This is a genomic window from Dehalobacter sp. (assembly GCA_023667845.1).
In the GTDB taxonomy this organism is placed as follows: Bacteria; Bacillota; Desulfitobacteriia; order Desulfitobacteriales; family Syntrophobotulaceae; genus Dehalobacter.
Genome location: JAMPIU010000125.1, coordinates 67,162 through 87,466, shown reverse-complemented (window position 1 = coordinate 87,466; position 20,305 = coordinate 67,162). Strand labels below are relative to the sequence as shown.

The window sequence follows — 20,305 nt, the reverse complement described above, 5'->3', positions numbered from 1 at the left end:
GAGAGGATGCTTTCACGTCTTTTCTTTTGGTAGAATATAATGGGGCTGCCCATTGAAGATAGATAATTCAGGAAAGCAAATGAAGAATGTAAGAATTATACCGGCTATACCTAAGGAGAATAAAAAGCTTAGGGTGGCCGCTTATTGCAGGGTCAGTACATCTGGTCCAGAGCAACTGCGTAGCCTTGAGATACAAATAATGACTTATACGAAGATGATAAAAAGCCGTCCTAACTGGATTTCTGCCGGTGTGTTCCATGATATTGAAAGCGGACTGCGGCGAAGTGGCAGAACTGGTCTGGACAAAATGCTGAGGAAAGCAGCTAAAAGTAAAATCGATTACATTATCACCAAGTCAATCAGCAGGGTATCGAGGGATACGCTGGAGGTTTTGAAGATAATAAGATTTTTAAGAGGGAGAGGGATCAATATGCATTTTGAGAATGAGAAGCTGGATTCAATCGAAGCAGATAAAGAATTCGAGATTACACTGCGGGGGATGCTGGCGCAGGACGAAAGCCGGAATACCAGCGAGAATATTCAGTGGGGATTTCAGCGCAAATTTGAAAAGGGCGAGATCTTTACAAAGTATAAGAATTTCATGGGTTATGACTGTGTAGATGGTGAAATTGTTATTGTGCCTGAGCAGGCAGAGGTCGTCAGAAAGATGTTTGAATTGTATTTGCAAGGGCTGTCATTGGGACAAATAAAAACTTATCTGGAATCTCAGAGAATTAAAACTGTAACGGGCAAGGATATTTGGGATGCGAAGACGATTCAGAGAATGTTGACCAACGAGAAATACAAGGGAGATACAATGCTTCAAAAGACCTTTACCGAGAATTTTATGACCGGTAAGAAAAGTAAAAATATTGGACATCGAAACAAGTATTATGTCAAGGACAGTCACCCGGCCATTGTTTCCTCAGAAGTATTTGATAAGGTACAGGAGGAAATGGCAAAGCGCTCAAGGCTCATCAACAACGAGGATGGCACAGTAGAAATCAGGGGGAGCAAATATAACGGTAAATACCTTCTTGGGAATTTGCTCGTATGCGGCGATTGTGGTGCCTCTTTTAGGAGAAGAACGGAACGAGGCAAGGTGGTTTGGAGATGTGCAACGAGGATTGAAAAAGGGAAAGAGGCATGCCCGCACTCTCCTACTGTAGATGAAAGATGGGTACATGATACTCTAGGTGATGCTGTATGTCGGAATAGAGTTTATGATGAAGGCACAATCAGGAATGAAGTTGATAAAGTCCAGGTTTTTAATTTGTTTATTATGATTTGCTATAAAAGTGGAGTGCAGGTTAAAATCTGCTTTTGATATATCCTTGCATTGTTAAATCCAAACTAATAAAATAATATTTATAAATTTTCCCATTTTTCGGATAGGGATGTTAAACACAAGGATACGTGAAACAATGGAATATAAAGAGCTTTATAGAAAATACCAAAAGCTACTGGAAGAAAATAAAAGGCTGAGGATGGAAAATGAAGATTTCAAAATTCAGCTTGGGTTAACATTGCCGGTATTTGGCAGTGAAACTCATGCAGTACAAGAAGATCAAGAGTTACCAGACCAATTTAATGGCTCGGGACAAGTAACCAACAGCAGTTCGCCACAGTATAAAATCAATTTATTCATGTCATTGTTCAGAGGCAGGGACGATGTTTATGAGAAACGATGGCAGAACAAAGAAGGTAGCACCAGGATATTCTCCTGTTTGTCTAAATGAGTGGGTAAAGGGAATCTGTAGCAAGCCAAAAATTAAATGTTCCGACTGCGCAAACGGAAATTATGCAATTCTTGATTCTAATGCGATAGACAGCCATTTGAGAGGAAAGGCGGTATTCGGCATTTATCCTATGCTACCGGATGAGACCTGTTACTTTCTTGCGATGGACTTTGATGACGAAGGGTAAACTGTATATGGTAGAGGATGGTATTCGCAAACAGATATTTGCCTATTTAGATAATCAAGTAGTCCATGTTACCTATTATGGGAAAGAGCAAATTGAGGATATTATACCGCTGCTTACCCAAAGGATGATTGCTTATCAGGAACGAATGGCTGAGGTACAATAGTAAAATAATGTGTAATTGATAAGTTTAGAAGAGTAGAGGGTCATAAATTCACTCAAATCATATTTTATACACAGCCAAAGGCAACGGTCCCGGGAAAAGCGGTCTGGGAGGATAAAGAGTATGAATTATTCTTTATCTCCTACTTTGTATATTCTACATAGCATACTTTTTAATGATTCCGAACCGGTTTCCGGATCATAACCCATCTCGCCGAATGTTAGGTTGATACTCGATTTTTTCCAGCCATGTTCGGGTGGTGCTTCCTCAGGAAACCACCATGCGTATTGAGCGCAGAGTACATTCTCAGCTATCCCGTCAAATAGTTTGACACGCATTTTTACTCTGCCATGGGGGGTCTCAATCCATACCCAGTCACCTTCTAAACATCCTATAGATGTAGCAGTTTTGGGGTTTATTTCTATCAGTGGATCTGGATTTCTGTGGCGCAGCGAACTGATCTGGCGGCCTTCGCTATGGAAGTAATCGGCCGTTCTAACCCCTCCAATCAATATCAGGGGGTACTTTTCGGCCACTTGAGGAGTTGAAACCGGTGAAAAGGCTGGTTCACGATAGATTGGGAGAGGTGAAATTCCCAGTGAAGCCAGGGTATCAGAATATATCTCAAATTTTCTTGAAGGTGTGTGAAAAAAGTGTTTCTCTTTTTCATAAGCAAAATATCTTGCCTTACCAACTAAAATACCTTTGTCGCAGAACTCCTCAAAGCTGAGACTGGTACCTTCAAGCATCCAGTCAGTAAGCTCTTGGTGGCTGTGCCAAGGAAAGGCATCATGCATGCCTAAGCGCCGGGCTAGCAGGATCATAACCTCTTGATCATCAAGGGTATCCCCTATTTGAACAACTTTTTGCCTTGGAAATACACTGAAAGTATGGGCACCCGAGTTATGTACCTCGTCGTACTCCAGCCAGGTTGAGGCTGGCAGAAACAAATCGGCATAATGCGCCGTAGGAGTTATGAAGAAATCGGAAACCACTATGTAGTCAATGAGTTTTAAGGCTTTTTCTATAAGCAGGGAGTTGCTCATGGTGAGCAGCGGATTAGCCCCCATGATCCATAAAGCCTGGATACGGTAAGGATTATTGTTGACGATAGATTCCCAGAAGGTCGGCGGGTGAACCACCGGAGACAGGGGATATCGTGCCCCGCTTAATTTGGCCATCAGTTTAAGTGCCTGCCCATCCCCCTGATTTTGACTGAGTTTTGTAAGCTGAGGATAAAGATTGTATTTTAAAACATCCAAAAACTTCAAGGTCTTGTCCTGGATAAAGTTTTTGGCGGGAGAACTGTTTTGTTTTTCGTAATCTCTGTCCAGGGCATACTGATAATTCTGCAATGGCATAAAGCGAAATCCGGAAAAATGGGGGTCCAGGTAGGGAAATTTTACGCGTAAGCCATGGGGACGTTCGAAAATAATGTCTCCACCAGGTACATGTAAGTTACCCGTGATTGCCCTCAGTATCAGCAGTGAGCGGGCCGTATGGAAATTGCACATACTGTGGTCGATGCCGTTCCCCCACTGCATACATGCCGGTTTAACCGTGGCGTAGGTACAGGCGGCTGTTCTAATGTCTTCAGCGCTCACACCGACTATCCCTTCTGCCCATTCCGGTGTGAAATGCTTTACATGCTCCTTGAGACGGTCGAATCCCACCGTGTATTTATTAACAAATTCCCTATCTATCAAGTCTTCAACGATGATGACGTTGATCATAGCTAGGGCCAGTGCTCCGTCAGTACCGGGTCTTAATTGCAGCCAGTGATCAGCGTTTTCTGCCGGTGAAATGCGTCTGGGATCTACTACTATTACTTTTCGTGCATTTTTCAAAGCCGTCTGCAGCAAAGCTCCACACATTCCGTCAGCAGAATTATGCCCTTTAGGACCAGTGATGTTACATCCCCATATAAGTACACATTGCGGTTCCACTCCACCCTGACCATAAACGTCGCACACCGGCATCTCAGACATCCCTTGTGTAAATATATTGGCATAAACACGGGGCCAGAAACAGATATGAGCCACGCCGGTGAAGTTAGGCGTCCCGAACGCATTAGCAAAGCGGGCTCCCAGGTTTTCGTAAGGTCGACCTGTTCCGTGCATCATACCGAAATACTGTGGCCCGTTTTCTCGTTTTATCTTGAGAAGTCGCTCCACCATCTCATCAAGTGCTTCATCCCAGGATATTTGCTCCCATTTATTTTCACCGCGTTTTCCTACTCTGCGCAAAGGATGTAGCACTCTGTCCGGATGATATAGCAATTCTACCGAAGCAGCCCCCTTGGCGCAAATGTAGCCACTACTGGTAGGACTTGATGGATCACCGGTAATTTTAACTACCCGTTCACCTTCCATATGAACCAAAACTTGACATCCTCCGTGGCACATGCGACAGGCCGATTTAATGATTCTCTTATTCTCCATACGGCTTTCACCTCGGTTAGTCTTATTTTTATCGTAGATAAATTTCTCGCTTATTAACACGAATTATCCTTAAAAGGTCAATCATGCCTCTGTTTCCTTGTTAAGCCTAGTTATTGCTCCATATTCACATACCTTTTCACATTGATAGCAGCCAACACAGTTATTGGGATGAGCAATTTTAACATGTTTATGAAAAGGTAGATTTATTTTTCCGAGTACGTTTTTTTTACAGGAAAGAATACATTTCCAACATGCATGACAGAGCTTAGAGTTAATCGTTATATGATTATTGTACATAAGCTAAACCCCCTTTAAATAATAAGTGTAAAGCTACACTTTACACTTATTATAGTTTGTTTTTTTTCAGTTGTAAATATATAATTCTAATAGATGGGAGTTTGATTTAATTGGAAAAGCTATATCGAATGAAAGAAATAACTCAATATACCGGTGTTAGCAAGTCATCCGTTTTATACTATGTATCATTAGGCTTGCTTCCAGAGCCTACAAAAAAATCGAAAAACATGGCATATTATCCTGCTTTATATCTTCAAATTATCCCTGTAATTCGGTATCTGCAGGAAAATATGCATTTGCCTTTAGGTGTTATAAAGGGAGTTATTGATGGTATTGGTTTTGAAAGAGTCACAATAGAAAATGCCCTTCATTATTATGAAACATTCCTAAGCCCGCTCAAACAAGGGGAGGATAGGGTTTTTTACAACAGCGATGAATTCATAGATAAATCAAATCTGGAATCAGACGAAATACGCCAATTGAAGAGTAATGGATTACTTTTTCTATCAGGCAGCGGATTCTATTCTAGTGAAGATTTGCTTGTAGCAAACGCTTATAAAAAACTAAGAGACTATGGAATTACTTTTTCAGATATAAAAAGATTAGGAGATATGATTAAAGAATTAGCATATGTAGTCCATGAACTATATCACGAAAATGCAAAAGGATTAAATTCGGAAGAAGAACAAAAGCTTACGAAAGTAATGTATAAGGAACTTGAGACAATGTTTGGTTATCTTATTAGTAAAAACATGCAAGTAATTTATAAGGAAGAAAATAAATAAGTCCTGATTCTATAGGATGAACAATAGAAGGAATGTTTAAGATATAAAAGACCTATTTCATTAATACTCCTGGATATTGATTATTTTAAAGAGTTCAACGATTCATATGGACATATGGCTGGTGATGAGTGTACTTATATGTATAAGACGCTACATGAATCTATGGTTGAAGGAAACAAAGCAGTTGGCTTATATTATAAGAATTATAAAATTACATTAGATTATAAAGACATTGCAATTTCCGAAGACAATGCTACAGTAAAAGTCAAAATGCGTCTTGACTATAACTGCTCTACCACACCAGATGCAGACTCGTCATTTATTGACGAATATACTTTTAGTATGGTTTTGAGAAATAAAGTCTGGAAAATAAATAATATTGCTGTAGATTCTTTGGATAGTAAACTATTCAAAGATGCAGTTGATCAAAAGGTGAAACAAGGATTTTCCGAAAGGAATGCAATCACAGAAGTTAAAAATGAAAAAATGAAAAATATCAAAGAAATGATAAAATATATTGACGGCAATAAAGCAACAGTTCAAACTACTAACACAGGAAAAAACTTTTCAATATGCTCAAGTTTTTCTTACAACCGCATGCTGGGCAGAAACTACGCACAGAGGTTTACTCAAACAGTTACAGATCTTGATGATTATTTCTTTTACTATATATCAAGTAATGATTGTACTAACTTTGTTTCTCAATGCGTATGGGCAGCATATGGCGGTTATGTGGAAGGCAATGATGCACAAACAATAAGTAATATTACAAATAAGGTACGTATGGTATCAGGATACCCTAATGGATGGTATGGTGGACTACAAGGAGGTGGAGGCACTCCGCAGTGGGAAAATGTTGGAAATTTTTATACCTATGCAACAAGCAGCAAAACCTATGGTCCTAAAGGCACTGGGTCAAACAATAATCAACCTTACTACAATCTCGCACCAAGTGCGATAATATATGGAAACGTTATTCAGTTAAAAACCATTAATGTACATTCCGATTATTATCATTCCGTTTATGTGACATATCCGCAAAGCGGAGCAAGCTACTATTATCAAGTTTTGGTTTCTTACCACTCAAATAACAACTACAACAGGCCTCTGTGGGAATTAATTCAAGCATTTGGCGAAAATAGCTGTTACATGAGAATGATTTCTTTTAGTACCGCAAATTTTGTCAGTTAGATATTCTAAAAATGGTATGCCATCATTTTATTTGTGATAAAATGATGGCATATCTAATTAATCATTCCAAACGGAGAGTATTATGAAAAAGTGGGTATTGTCGTTTTCTATAATTTTATTGGCCGTAATAGCAATTATTATAGCCAGCAATCATTTTTCAAAGACGATTAACAATTCAGACATTGCTCAAGGGAAGCAAGTTGTCGAGGATTATTTTACAGCACTTCAAAATGAGGATGAAGAAGGCGCAAAAAATCTCTTAGCAAAACATAAACAAGGAATATTTGAAACATCTGATAAACCACATAGGTGGAAACCGAAATTAATCTCTATGGAGTATGCTGATAGCAGTTATCTTTATTTACAGTCGGGAAGTTATAAAAGCGTATATGAGCATGATCCATATAAAGTAATATGTATGAGAGTTACATTTTTTGATAATATAGAAAAACATGAAAACTATTATTATTTTTATCTTACTAAAGAAACAAAAAATGATAAATGGGTTATCTTTGATTGGGGATATTAATCTTGTACAAAAGATAGTCACCAAAATGATGCTGATTGACGATAATTCACTGGTAATGATTATTATCAAGAGGGGATACCAGATGGGTACGGCATCTTTTTTGTATCCTCAAGGCATATCGAAAATTGTGTTTTATTGTCGAAAAAATAATGTTGAATTTAAAGTAAGAATTTTATGAAGCTATTTTGTGAGTTTTTAAGACCAAATATATGTTTATCGGTTGACCTGAACATATGTTTGGTTTTATTATTATATTATGAATAATGATTTACATATTCTGGAGGTAATGCTGTGACGGAAAATAAGAAAAAGCGCCAGGATAAATTACAAATCAGAAACAGTACAGCGGAATTTCTGATTTTCACTTTGCAAGCAAATGAAAATACAATAGAAGTCCGAGTTGAAGATGAGACAGTTTGGCTGACGCAAAAATTGATTGCCGAGCTTTTTGATAAAAGCAGAAGTACAATTACTGAACATTTGCAGAATATTTTTAACGAGAGCGAGCTTGACGAAAATTCAGTATGTCGGGAATTCCGACATACTGGCGCTGATGGGAAAGAGTATAATACAAAGTTTTATAACCTTGACGCCATCATTTCGGTCGGATATCGGGTGAATTCACTCAGAGCAACCCAGTTTCGACAGTGGGCGACCGGCGTATTGCGTACCTTCGCCATCCGGGGATATGTTTTGGATAAAGAAAGATTAAAGAACGGAACTTTCTTAAACGAGGAATATTTTGAGTATTTACTGGAAGAAATCAGGGAAATCAGGGCAAGCGAGAGAAGGTTCTACCAAAAGATTACGGATATTTATGCCACCGCTATTGATTATAACCAGCATACCAAGTTAACAAAGGATTTCTTTAAAACTGTGCAAAATAAACTGCATTATGCAATCCATGGAAGCACAGCAGCCGAAGTCATTTATAACAGAGCGGATAGCACCAAAGATTATATGGGTTTGACTACCTGGAAAAATGCGCCGCACGGCAAAATCGTAAAAAGCGATGTCTCTGTCGCTAAGAACTATCTTACAGAAAAAGAAATCAAATCTTTAGACCGGTTTGTCACGATGTATCTCGATTACGCTGAAAGTCAGGCGGAGAGAAATATACCAATGACTATGGAGGACTGGGCCAAGAAGCTCAATGCATTTTTGCAATTCAATGAAAAGGATATCTTAGAGAATGCAGGAAAAGTGACTGCTGCTATTGCTAAGGAATTTGCGGAGAACGAATTTGAGAAATACCGTATAATTCAGGACAGGCTTTTTCAGTCGGATTTTGATAGATTAGTTGACAGCATCGAGAATGACGAAGTGTGAAGGAAGGTCCCAATTCTGCGTGCTAATGGCTTATATTTCTCATCAAAATATTTGGGGGACTTATTATATGGTTAATGCAGTTAAACAATTACGGATTTTCATAGCGTCACCAGGCGATTGTGTATTAGAAAGAGAAACAGTTCGACGCATTTGTAAAGAGATCAAACGATATTAACCATTTGCAGAGCAAACCGGATTTCTTTGGACGTATTCGGCTGGGAGGAGATATGTTCTAATGTTGGACGTCCCCAATCCATCATTAACGCAGCCGTAGAAGAATTTAATCCGGACTGGTTTGTCTTTATTTTCTGGCATCGTTTTGGCAGCGACGCTGGCCTGGGTATGACCGGTTCAGAGGAAGAATGGAACTTGGCGCGGCAACTGAACGAAAGGGGCGGAGGCCATCCCAGGGCTAGTATCTTTTTTAATAAGAAGAGTGCCATATCTTATGAACAAGACAGCTATCAGATTGAAGCTTTGCAACGTTTTCGCGATAAAATATTTGGCGAGTATCAAGCTCTAGCCTGTTTTTTTAATGGAGCGAGGGATTTTGAAGAAAAATTTCGGGACAACTTAACAGATATCTTATTCAACCTTGACAGCGAACATCGTAAAATTACGATCAATCAATTAAGACAGGAATTTTTGGCAGCTTCAAATGTACTGTTGAAATATCAGAGTACAAGACAATTTTTCGAATAGAGAACTTGCATATATGTTTTGGGCTGTTCCTATTGTTATAGAGCTTATTGCTTCGATTGCGGGAAGTAATGTACTGGAGGGAAAAGGGCTGAAGCTGTTGCCAAAACAACAGCTCCAGAGCGCTAGGCGCGCTTATCCTTCGGGAGGATCATAGAGATCCTCCACGTTGTTGTCGTAGACCTTAACGTCCCGCATTAATTGTAACTCCCCACTGGAAGTGAGGAAAATATTCCGCTCGATAACCGTATCCATGACGGCTTCGCACTGAGCCTTCGTCAGGCCTTCGATCGGATCCGGCACGTTAATGCCGAAAGTTTTGCCACCTGTGGTGGCAAACGTCAGGCGAACATATCTGGTATTTGCCATATGATCACCTCCTTTCCCGCCCAAACCGGCAGAAACCTTATCCCTCTTCGAACTCAAGCCGGTAATTCTTCTGCAACAGGATATCCTGCAGTTCATGTTGGCTCAAACTGTATAAGGCTGAAATGACATCATAAAGGGCTTGCTCCGTGGCGTCAGGCTTAACATAATTCAGTCCTTTTTTCCTGAGGATCGGACCGCCGGCCGGCGTCGTACCGATCTGATAGCGTCCGGCTAGAACCGAACTTAACGGGATCATGGTGACAGGCATGGCTGTGCACCTCCTTTCTCTTTGACAGGCCGGACTTGTCTTGCCTGTCCTCATTAACTACTTTATGAATATTTTGTCCCGGGTGTTACAGGTTGTCCCTAAAAATATCCGGAGTCCAAAAAAAGCAGAAGCCCAGCACACGATTCAATCCTGAACCGGCCGGGTTTCTGCTTATCTTTACGATCCTCCGCAATAATAGCTTATGCCTTGTCTGAATAAATTGTTACAATCCTGTCCTTTTGCAATCCGATGTGCAGGCCCTGCCCTTCCGGCATATATTGTAATAATACCCAATGATTTAGACCGGTGCTTGTTCCAGATTCCGCGACAGTATCGGAAACTGGGACATCCTATTGGGCCAAAAAACACACAGGGAAGCGAGGAACGGGAAGAGCTTATGAACGAAGTGATTGACATGAACGAGACAATGACCGTACGGACGCCGCAGTTAATCGCGTCGGAAATTAACCTGATCAAAAGACAGACCCATCGGATCGTGCTCAGCAGCGCCATCGAGATCGGGCGGCGACTGACGGAGATCAAGGAGCAGGTCAAGTATGGGGAATGGGGCCGTTGGTTGAAAGAGGAGGTCAGCTACTCCCAGGATACGGCCGAAAAAATGATGCGCCTCTACCAGGAGTACGGCGTCAAACAGCTTTCTATCTTCACCGACGGCGAACCGGACCAGGAAATACCCGAACTGAGCTTTTCACAGGCCTACATCCTCTTAGGCGTACCGGAAGAGGAAAGAGCCGCTTTCATCACGGACACGGATGTCGCGAGAACGTCTACCCGCGAGCTGCAAAAGGCGATTGACGACTGGAATCAGGCCCGGCGGGAAAAGGAACAGGCCGAACAGAAAAAAGCGGTCCTGCAGCAAGCCCTGGAGGAGGAAAAGGAAAAGTCCGCCCGGCTGGCCCAAGCGAACGCCGCACTAGATAAAAACGCCCAGGAATTGTTTACGGCCAAGAGCCGGCTAGAGCGAAAAGCCGAAAACCTGCAGAACGAGGTAACCTCCATCAAAAAAACAACCGCTTATAAATCCCTGAACTCCCTGCGCAAGAACTTAAGCAGTGCGTCGACCAAGGTACGCGCCAACAATATCGCCTTTCTCTACGGGGAACTGGACCGGGTGGTCAAAGAACTGTGGTTCCAGCTCGATAAGATCAAACAAAGCGACCCGGACACCTTCGTTGCCTATAAGGATAAAGTCTATGAGTTTCTGATTCAGCGGGCGCGGGATGAGATGTGGGCAAAGGATATTCCGGAACTGTAAACAAAAATCCTATTGTAAAGAATCCCGTTGTCACGACCAAACAGCGGGATTCTTCTCTAATTGAATACTACTTTTGTTGGTGGCTTTAGTACTGATTGAAACGCGACGTAAAAAGTCATCAAGCTGATGTGCATCTCAGAGCCGCCTTGTGATACAAGGGGTTGCTTGACACTCCGAAATTTTCTTATAGGTGAAAAAATTGTCGCAGGGGATAACGTAGATAGTCCAAGCGGAGAGGTTTTACGCAACGAGTTCTTCATTACATTACAAATTTAATGATACCTTATCGTTTTCTGATTAAACAAGACAAATTACTCATGGAAAATAAATTACTCATTGTAGATTAATACCAACAACAAATTGAAAAACAAATAAACCCAGCAGTCACTTAGGCAGCTGTTGGGTTTATAACTTGTTATTCTTAGGTTTATCGATAGATTAAGAATACTTTGAAAGAAAAAAGTAAAGATCACGCGGAGACCGAAATAATATCCCAAAGGGTTTTGCTGATTTTATCCAGACAAAAAGGTTTAGATATAACCCCCTTGAAGCCATAACTTTTAAAATCGGTCATAATAGCGTCATTACCGTAGCCGCTCGAAACAATGGCCTTGACATCGGGGTCTATCCTAATCAGCTCTGTGATGGTCTGCTTGCCTCCACGGCCGCCGGGGACAGTGAGATCTAGGATGAGCGCATCATAAGGCACGCCTTTTTCCTTGGCATCTATGTAAAAACGGATCGCTTCCTCTCCATTTGCGGCAAAGGAAGTCGTATACCCCAACTGGGCAATCATATCTCCGATAACGGTTCTTACGGTAATCTGATCATCCATAACCAAAATTTTACCCCGTCCCAGGAGAGGCGAGTCGCTGTTTTTTTTCTCAGACGTAGCTGTTCCCGGCAAGGCGGGAAGATAAACATACACAGCTGTTCCCAGACCAAGTTCGGACTCAACATAGATGTGACCTTCGTGTTTCTTGACCACGGAATACGAAGTAGCTAATCCCAACCCGTTCCCTTGGGCCTTCGTCGTAAAGTAAGGATCAAAAATCCTGTTGAGCTGGTCTTTGGGAATGCCCACACCGTGATCCTTCACGGTTATCTTAAGATAGGGACCTGGGTTTAACGGCAGTCCCTCTTCCGGTGTCACATAGGTGTTCTCACAGCTTAAAGATAACGTTCCGCCATCGGGCATGGCTTGCTTGGCATTGATAATCAGATTATTGACCACCTGGCTGATTTGGCTGCTATCTACTTTGGCGAGCCATAAATCATCGGGTAGATCAAGTTCATAGCGCACATTGGAACCCCGCATCGCAAAGATCGCGGAATCATGAAGTAATTCAGCGATGGATATTTGCGCTTTAAGGGGTGTTGCACCCTTGGCAAAAGTCAGCAGCTGTCTGTTTAAATCCTCAAGCTGCCTGCAGGCTTTTTCTGCCTCAGACAGGAGCACATGGCTTTTTTCCGCTGAATACGAGTTCATATTGATCAAGGAGATATTACCCCAGATGACAGTAAGCAGATTGTTAAGGTCGTGGGCGATGCCCCCGGCCAGAAGTCCTAAAGCATCCAGTCGGTCATACTTTAGACGCTCATCCTCATTCTTTTTTCGTTCGGTAATGTCCATGATTGCAACAAAACAAAGGGTGTTATTTTCATCTTTTTCGTTGGCGATTATCCCTTCCATCAAAGCATAAAAAACAGTCCCGCCATTTTTCCGGAGTTTCAGCTCGCAGTCCAGCTTTATTTTTGTCCACTTAAGTTTCTGACAATACGCAGAAAAAGTGTCTTGGTATTCCTCTGTCACATAGCTGGTAAAGACCTTACCCAATAAATTGCTCTTCTCAGCTCCGAAGAGAGCGGCCCCGCTCCGGTTTATTTCTAGGATCCGACCATTGGTCTCCAAGGTGAAAAATCCTACCGGGGCAAAATCATATAATCGCATATATTTGTCCCGGGACAATTCGTTCTCCAGACCAATCCGCTGCAATTCTTCATTTTGTATGGATAATTCGATATGATAAACCTCAAGTTCCTCATCCACAAATGAGCAGTCAGCCGCGTTTGCTTCCAAGCCTTTGTGCCTTTGGTCCATCAGCCTTTCCGCGTTCTGGCGTAAAGCTAGAGAATCCATCCAACCACCAACTTTCACCTCTCAAGGTTAAGAAATAGCTATAAACTTATTTATCCCCGGTTATGTCCCTGAAGACCAAGAGGATTAAATCTGCAGCCGGCTTTTTGCTGTTAATTCGGTGGGCATCAATGGAAATGATTTTGTGGCCAATATCCGGAAATCCATACTCCACCCGAAAATTTCGGTAGGAGGTGCCTTCCGTGATAATGGAAGACAGTTTTTCTATAAAATCGGGAATGTTCCATTGTCCGCTGCCAAGTTGAGGAAGGAAGCATCCTTCAGTTTCGAACGGCTTCACTTGGAAAAAGTGATAAAAAGCCATGTTCGCCGACAGAACTTTGAAGTCATCGTTCAGCACAAGGAGGGGGTCGTTGAGAGCCTCAATGATATTATTGGCATAATCACGTCCCTTTCTCAACTCAAGGTTCAGTAAATCCAGTGACTTCAGCTTGCTGATATCAACAAAAGAAACCACAACCCCGGCCACCAGGTTTTCAGAAGTCCGGTAGGGTGTCATCCGCATCAGATGCCATACGCCATCCAAGGTCACAACTTCTTTCTCTGTTTTTACATTGGTTGCCAAAACTTTTTCCGCTTCGCTGACAATATCTTCATTGCGGAGCCTTGATACCAGATGGGCTAAGGGCCGGCCAACATCGGAAGGAATGATGTGGACCATCTTGGGGGCTAATGGCGTATAACGCATAATGTTCAAATTACGATCCAGGAATATAAAGGCAATTTCAGCGCTGTTGAAAAGATTCGCCATATCGTCATTAGATTGGGACAGTTCGTTCAGCTTATTTTGCAGTTCGTTGTTAACCGTTACGACTTCCTCATAGAGGGACTGCATTTCTTCCCTAGAAGTCTCCATCTCTTCATTGGAACTTTGTAATTCCTCATTCGCGGAGTGCAGTTCTTCGTTGGCAGCCGTTGTCTCCATGTAGGATAATTCGATCTCTTCGATCGTTTTAAATAGCTGAACCTTTGTATTCTGCAGTTCATTCTCCAATTCGCCGATCCGCGTTACCGTGGCTGGTGCGCTGTCATGGTTATTATTTAGCGGTATATCTATCGGTAAGGCAGATACTTCCTCAAAAATAACCAGGATCAAACCCATTAATGTCTCAGGTTCCGCTATCGGCTTAACACTAAAATTAAGCGTGACTTGTTCGTCATTAATGATAACCTTCACGCCTTCAATCGTAAGATCTTCTTTATTTTTAGCAGCCTGACGAAGTGCCGCCCTTATGCTATAGCGCATTTCCTCCTTGACCATGGTCGCGATGTTCAGGCTGGCTTCTCCTGCCGCCAATTCAAAATATTTTCCGCTGCGGCCATTGATATAGATGATATCTCCCCTTTCATTAACAATAAAACAGGCCGGGGTATAGCTTTCTAACAACATTTTTTCGATCGAATTGATCATACCTGATTTTTCCAATCCTGCAACGCTTGTTAAACCCGCAGTAGCCCTCGCAGCCGTGACTAAAGACGAACCGGGAAGTAAAGTTGTCCAGGGCCTGGACATGACATCCAGACGCTTATATAATTTCCATTTACTGTTGACCACTGTAAAAAGGTTTGTATTGTTTCCAAAAGATTCGGAGGGGCCTAAAAAGAGGATGCCATCGGGCAGAAGGCTGAAGTGAAAAAGGTTGGCAATCTTTTTTTGCAAGGAATTTTCAAAGTAAATTAAAAGGTTCCGGCAACAGATCATATCCACCTTTATGAAAGGCGGGTCTTTAATAAGATTATGCGAAGCAAAAATGATGGTTCCCCGGATCTCCTTTGAAATCCGATATTGATTTTCTTCCAGCTTAAAAAAGCGTTTTAAACGCTCAGGGCGGATATCGTCCGCGATGCTTAAGGGATATAAGCCGGTCCTGGCCGTTAGTACTGCCTCTTCGTCAATATCTGTAGCGAAGATCTGCAGGGTCATATTCTTCCGCGATCTATTCATGTATTCCTGGATGAGGATTGCCAGGGAGTAGACTTCTTCTCCGCTGGAACATCCGGGAATCCATATTCGCAGGTTATATCCTTCCGGCTTGTCCGCCAGTAAACCTGGAATCACTTGATTCTCCAAAACCTGGAATGCTTCAGGGTCACGGAAAAAACGGGTTACATTAATCAATATCGCTTTGAAAAGGGTTTCCACTTCTACCGCGTTTTTCTGCAAATAGTGAACATACTCATCCAGATCTTGAATATGGCAAAAGCGCATTCTGCTTTCTATCCGCCGGTAAATCGTGCCTTTTTTGTAAAGAGAGAAATCGTGTCCGTTATGCATTTGGATAATAAAAAGCACTCTTTTTATTATTTCAGCGTTCTTACCCAAATTTTCACTCATACTCTGCGAAGCTCTGCTTTGCAGCCACTTACTATGGACAAGGAGCTGGCCGCCCATCTTCTCAATCGGTAATACATAATCTGCAGATCCCCAACCCGGGGTACTGCCGGTGGAATCAGCACAGCCAGCTAAGCCCGCGTCTTCAATCATTGCCAGACCAAACTGCGCTTTGATTTCTTTTAAGCCCAGTGCGCCATCATTACCTGTGCCGGAAAGTAGGATACAGATTGCATTTTCACCCTGGTCATAGGCTAGAGCGCTAAAAAAATAGTCCAATGGTTTGCGCGGATTAGGAAGAGGTTCCCTTAAATAAAAATCACCCCGTACAACTCCGGTATCTTTATCTTCCGGGCAGAGGAACACATGATTGGGTATCAGCTTCATTTCGTCTTTAACCGCTAAAACAGGCATCGCGGTGTATTCCTGCAGGACCTGAACCTTCATTTCGTGACAGCCGACAATAACAAAGGCCATCCCACAGTCGCCCGGTATATTTTCAAAAAAAGCCTTAAAGGCCTTCTCGCCAACAGCCGAGGTTCCGATTCCCACAATTGGAAGACTCTCGGTTGTGTTCAAGTCGTTTGGCATAAAATAACCTCTGTTCATTCCGATTTTTATCTATCAAATGTTTATCTGTTAATATTGGACATGATTAGAGTATTACCTCTATTTTTCTTTAATTTATATTATACATCTCAGTGGGCGAATAACTTGTCGAACCCGAGTATGTAATGAGGATATTCTTTATACCGTATATTCATAAAATAAACTTGCCAAACGGATACTAAAACAAAATTTTAATGAGGTGATTGTTGTGGGTTCTCTGTTAAAAAAAATATCCGGTGAAGAAGTTATTGATATCTTTGCAGCCTTCAATTTATGGAATTCCTTAAGAGCGCGTTATGGAAGTATTGAAACCCTTCAGCTGTATCGAAACTTTATCCACGACCGCGATTTTGATCTTCTGCTTAGTCATTTCTTAGATACTTTTATAAAGGAATCTACGGTATTGGAAGATGAAGCAGCCCGCCATGCGGTAACCTTACCGAAGAGACCGGCAGTGGATATTCGGATCGATAAAAAGCTGGATGAGCTTACAGACAGATATATTTACAGGAGAATATTTGAAGACCTGATTACGCAAATGATGGTTCTTGGCCGGGCTTATCGGACCACGACAAATCATGACCGGCTCAGAGAACTTTTTAAGAATGCTCTGTTAGGTCACGCTTATCAATTTCAAACATTATTTAAATTTGGCAAATTAAAGAGCTGGGAGGATAATCCTCCGGCTTATAAGACCTCTAAACCAATGAAAAATGAGGATTTATCCATCAGTGAAGCTTTCCATCTTTGGGATCATCTTAATTTTAGATATGACCGGTTGGAATTAGTCAATTACTTCATTCGTTCTACCCATGACACCAGCTTTATCGCTGTCTTGGATATGGGCTTGGTAATTCTCAAAAAGCAGATCGGAACAATTGAGGAACTGTGTCTAAAATATAGTGTCCATGTGCCTGAAAGGCCACCCGCTGAAATGGTACAGCCCATAGATCCGGAAGTCATGGACGACCAATTTATGTATCGGATTCTTCTCTTGGGAATTCAGAATTCTGTGGACATGCACATGCGGGCGGTACTGGAGATGGTAAGAAATGACAGTCTGCGCGAGATATATATCGATTTTTTTAAGGCCGAAATGAGCTCGTATGATCGATTCCTAAAATACGGGAAAGCGAAAGGCTGGATAAAAGTACCGCCCATGTATGGCGAGTTAGTATAAACTAGTGAATACTATATTGATATTTGCTTCAAACTAAACAACAGTATTCAAGAAATAAGCATAATCGGAGGTGACTGATTTGGTATCAATTTTTAAAAGAAACAGCCTGGAAACAGTTGATATTATTACAGCGTTCAATTTATGGAATACTCTTAGAGCTCGCTATGGAAGTATAGAAACATTTCAGATGTATAAAAACTTTATTCATGACCGTGATTTCGATCTTCTACTCAATCAATTCTTGAGTACCTTTTTAAAGGAATCAAAGATTTTGGAGGAGGAAGCAGCCCGCTATTCGGTAACTTTACCCAAGAGACCTGCTGCGGATCTTAAGATTGACAAAAAGGTCGATGAGCTTACAGACAAATTTATTTACAGAAAAATATTTGAAGATCTAGTAACTGAAATGTATGCTTTAGCTAGGGCTTATCGGACCTCGACGACGAATGATCGTGTGAGGGAACTGTTTAAAGAGGCCCTTTTAGGCCACGCTTCACAGTTTCAGCTCTTATATAAGTATGGAAAACTTAAAAGCTGGGAGGACAACCCCCCGGCTTATAAGCCCCCCAAACCCATGAAAAAAGAGGAGTTATCAGTCAGTGAAGCCTTCCATATCTGGGATCATCTGAATTTTAGATATGACCAGTTGGAGTTAACCCAGTTTTACGGAAGTTTTGCCCATGACCCGAGCTTTAAAGTAATGTTGGAGATGGGAATTAAAATTCTCAAAAAGCAGATCGAGCTATTTGAGCAACTGTCTCTAAAATACAATGTCCCTGTACCTGAAAGACCACCTGCTAAAATCGTGCAACGCGTAGATCCGGAAGCCATGGAAGATATATTTATGTATAGAATACTTCTCGCAGGGATTCAGGATTCTGTGGACCTGCACATGAGAGCCGTATTAGAAACGGTAAGAAATGATCACCTGCGCGAAATATTCATCGATCTATTCAAAGTCGAAATGAGTACGTATGATAAAATTCTGGTATACGGAAAAGCGAAAGGTTGGACAAAAGTACCGCCTATGTATGGAGAGTTAGTATAAATTAATATTTATCTTCACAACGAAGATTTTTCTTTTCTATAGAGGATAGGGTTTTTTTACCTCTGAAAAGCCACCCTGAACTATCTGTGATGCAGGGAATTTGCCAAATGATCTGGCAGTTGTTATGGGAATATAAAATGAAGGATATATTGGAGAATTATATATTCCCTATCAAACACAGCCAACAAAGGATTCACGGCCGTAAGCTTGCTTGCAGCTGCAATCGCCCTACTTGGGTTCTTCCTGGCCTGGGATGTAGGAAGCTCAGCGATAGAAGGGAAGAAGATATTCAGCAAAGTGAGCCGGAGCGATTTGTTAATATAGCATAAACTCTGATAGTTGCCTGGTAAATAAACTTATTTTTCCACTCAAAATCCACACTCCATATGGTATTATCCTGCAGGTAATAAATTTGGTCACTGTAATAAAACTGAATGAATATGTTAAAATATAGGAAAACTGTTCTTGTAATTAAACGGAGATTGCCCTCGAAGGCCCCATCAGCTTCAAGCGGCATCTTTTTTGTTCCCTAACACTTTCCATAAGGGCTTCCAAACTGTCGAAATGACCAATAACCTCCAGGTCTGAAACAGAAACTCCAGATGAATGTAACTATAACATGTAATAAGAATTGATAAATTCGATGGAATATAATCGTCGTTATAGATAATATGTATTTTTAATTAATCATCTGCCTGCTATACTTAAACTTGTACTAACACTAAATGGATGAAAGGTCCGAAGGAGATTGGAAAATATGAGATTTAAAAGAGTATTTGTTTTATTTATGGCTTTAATTCTAGTCCTTAGTCTTGCGGCTTGCGGTAAGAACGCTCCGACTGCCACGCCTGGACCTGAATCGGCTCCCACTCAACAGACTGACCGGATTGACGAACAAAAAGCCACGCTATTTGTGAATGCCGACTGGTTGAAGGCTAATTTAGAAAAAACCGTTGTAATCGATGTTAGAACAGACAAAGAATATGCCGATGGACATATTCCGGGAGCTGTGAATGCGGTATGGCAAACCTTTGCCAATGTCAAAGGAAAACCGGGGGATCCTGCCTGGGGTACACTTTTACCAAAGGAAGAACTGGCAGCAGCCATCGGTAAATTAGGAGTGAATGGAGACAAAATGGCAGTGGTTTATGGCCAACCACCGGGCTGGGGTGAGGAAGGCCGCGTACTTTGGACTTTTAATGTAGCCGGAATAAAAAACGTCAAAATTCTTGATGGCGGTTTATCGGCTTGGAAGAATGCCGGTGGGGCTATAAATAATGCTCAGGTAAGCCCTATTCCTGTGACTTTCAGCATATCCGCGCTTGATGAACAGATTAATGCGACACAAGACTGGATTGTGGCCAACCAGAAAAACATCAAGATTGTGGATGTTCGCACAGACAAAGAATGGGCTGGCGCTACAGACTTTGGTGAGGCACGGGGCGGACACCTACCGGGAGCCATTCACCTAGCCTTTGAAGAAATGTTTAATAACGACGGAACATTAAAAAGTTCCCAAGAACTGAAAGCTCTCTTTACCGGTGCAGGATTAAAAACTGATGATACGATCGTAACTTATTGCACCAAAGGGATTCGTTCAGGGCATATGGCTATGGTTTTAAAAATGGTTGGTTTTGAAAAAGCCCGTAATTATGATGCGTCATTTTATGAGTGGTCAGGAAATAAAAATCTGCCTCTTGAAAAATAG

Annotated in this window: 18 protein-coding genes; 12 read left to right on the top strand and 6 right to left on the bottom strand. The window is 41.6% G+C overall.

What is annotated here, in order from left to right; translation table 11 throughout:
• Window positions 1–79 precede the first annotated feature (79 nt).
• The 3 genes from NC238_09690 to NC238_09680 all read left to right on the top strand — a co-directional run bounded on the left by NC238_09690 (window position 80) and on the right by NC238_09680 (window position 2,089).
• Window positions 80–1,327, top strand: a complete 1,248-nt coding sequence (locus NC238_09690; protein ID MCM1566200.1) for a recombinase family protein — start codon at window positions 80–82, stop codon at window positions 1,325–1,327.
• Between the two features lie 97 nt (window positions 1,328–1,424).
• Window positions 1,425–1,739, top strand: a complete 315-nt coding sequence (locus NC238_09685; protein ID MCM1566199.1) for a hypothetical protein — start codon at window positions 1,425–1,427, stop codon at window positions 1,737–1,739.
• Window positions 1,740–1,912: 173 nt separating this feature from the next.
• A complete protein-coding gene (locus NC238_09680; protein ID MCM1566198.1) occupies window positions 1,913–2,089 on the top strand; it encodes a hypothetical protein in 177 nt (58 codons plus the stop codon).
• 125 nt (window positions 2,090–2,214) lie between these two features.
• Here NC238_09680 and NC238_09675 read toward each other — a convergent pair whose 3' ends face one another.
• Both NC238_09675 and NC238_09670 read right to left on the bottom strand, forming a co-directional pair.
• On the bottom strand, window positions 2,215–4,527 hold the full coding sequence (locus tag NC238_09675; protein ID MCM1566197.1) for a molybdopterin-dependent oxidoreductase: 2,313 nt from the start codon (window positions 4,525–4,527) through the stop codon (window positions 2,215–2,217).
• An 81-nt stretch (window positions 4,528–4,608) separates the two neighbouring features.
• Window positions 4,609–4,824, bottom strand: coding sequence for a 4Fe-4S binding protein (locus NC238_09670; protein MCM1566196.1), 216 nt, complete (start codon window positions 4,822–4,824; stop codon window positions 4,609–4,611).
• A gap of 110 nt (window positions 4,825–4,934) precedes the next feature.
• Between NC238_09670 and NC238_09665 the strand changes: the two genes are divergently transcribed.
• The 5 genes from NC238_09665 to NC238_09645 all read left to right on the top strand — a co-directional run bounded on the left by NC238_09665 (window position 4,935) and on the right by NC238_09645 (window position 9,360).
• Complete coding sequence (locus NC238_09665) at window positions 4,935–5,609, top strand: MerR family transcriptional regulator (protein ID MCM1566195.1); 675 nt, start codon at window positions 4,935–4,937, stop codon at window positions 5,607–5,609.
• A gap of 138 nt (window positions 5,610–5,747) precedes the next feature.
• Window positions 5,748–6,800, top strand: coding sequence for an amidase domain-containing protein (locus NC238_09660; protein ID MCM1566194.1), 1,053 nt, complete (start codon window positions 5,748–5,750; stop codon window positions 6,798–6,800).
• Between the two features lie 82 nt (window positions 6,801–6,882).
• On the top strand, window positions 6,883–7,329 hold the full coding sequence (locus NC238_09655; protein MCM1566193.1) for a DUF4829 domain-containing protein: 447 nt from the start codon (window positions 6,883–6,885) through the stop codon (window positions 7,327–7,329).
• Between the two features lie 291 nt (window positions 7,330–7,620).
• Window positions 7,621–8,658 (top strand): virulence RhuM family protein, encoded by a 1,038-nt coding sequence (locus NC238_09650; GenBank protein ID MCM1566192.1) that lies wholly within the window; start codon window positions 7,621–7,623, stop codon window positions 8,656–8,658.
• Window positions 8,659–8,859: 201 nt separating this feature from the next.
• Complete coding sequence (locus NC238_09645) at window positions 8,860–9,360, top strand: hypothetical protein (protein MCM1566191.1); 501 nt, start codon at window positions 8,860–8,862, stop codon at window positions 9,358–9,360.
• A gap of 132 nt (window positions 9,361–9,492) precedes the next feature.
• Here the strand turns inward: NC238_09645 and NC238_09640 are convergent, their stop codons facing one another.
• Together NC238_09640 and NC238_09635 are read right to left on the bottom strand one after the other, a co-directional pair.
• Window positions 9,493–9,726, bottom strand: coding sequence for a DUF2922 domain-containing protein (locus NC238_09640; protein ID MCM1566190.1), 234 nt, complete (start codon window positions 9,724–9,726; stop codon window positions 9,493–9,495).
• A gap of 37 nt (window positions 9,727–9,763) precedes the next feature.
• A complete protein-coding gene (locus tag NC238_09635; GenBank protein ID MCM1566189.1) occupies window positions 9,764–9,994 on the bottom strand; it encodes a DUF1659 domain-containing protein in 231 nt (76 codons plus the stop codon).
• Between the two features lie 310 nt (window positions 9,995–10,304).
• On the opposite strand from NC238_09635, the gene NC238_09630 reads away from it, so the two are divergent.
• The gene (locus tag NC238_09630; GenBank protein ID MCM1566188.1) at window positions 10,305–11,270 is read left to right on the top strand and encodes a DUF3102 domain-containing protein; all 966 of its coding nucleotides are present in this window, start codon (window positions 10,305–10,307) and stop codon (window positions 11,268–11,270) included.
• A gap of 469 nt (window positions 11,271–11,739) precedes the next feature.
• Here NC238_09630 and NC238_09625 read toward each other — a convergent pair whose 3' ends face one another.
• Window positions 11,740–13,410, bottom strand: a complete 1,671-nt coding sequence (locus NC238_09625; protein MCM1566187.1) for an ATP-binding protein — start codon at window positions 13,408–13,410, stop codon at window positions 11,740–11,742.
• A gap of 46 nt (window positions 13,411–13,456) precedes the next feature.
• Window positions 13,457–16,351 carry a PAS domain-containing protein gene (locus NC238_09620; protein MCM1566186.1) on the bottom strand — a complete coding sequence of 965 codons (2,895 nt, stop codon included), beginning with the start codon at window positions 16,349–16,351 and terminating at the stop codon, window positions 13,457–13,459.
• A 226-nt stretch (window positions 16,352–16,577) separates the two neighbouring features.
• On the opposite strand from NC238_09620, the gene NC238_09615 reads away from it, so the two are divergent.
• From NC238_09615 to NC238_09605, 3 genes are all read left to right on the top strand, one after another.
• On the top strand, window positions 16,578–17,549 hold the full coding sequence (locus NC238_09615; GenBank protein ID MCM1566185.1) for a DUF3231 family protein: 972 nt from the start codon (window positions 16,578–16,580) through the stop codon (window positions 17,547–17,549).
• Between the two features lie 79 nt (window positions 17,550–17,628).
• Complete coding sequence (locus NC238_09610; protein MCM1566184.1) at window positions 17,629–18,597, top strand: DUF3231 family protein; 969 nt, start codon at window positions 17,629–17,631, stop codon at window positions 18,595–18,597.
• A 757-nt stretch (window positions 18,598–19,354) separates the two neighbouring features.
• Complete coding sequence (locus tag NC238_09605) at window positions 19,355–20,305, top strand: rhodanese-like domain-containing protein (GenBank protein ID MCM1566183.1); 951 nt, start codon at window positions 19,355–19,357, stop codon at window positions 20,303–20,305.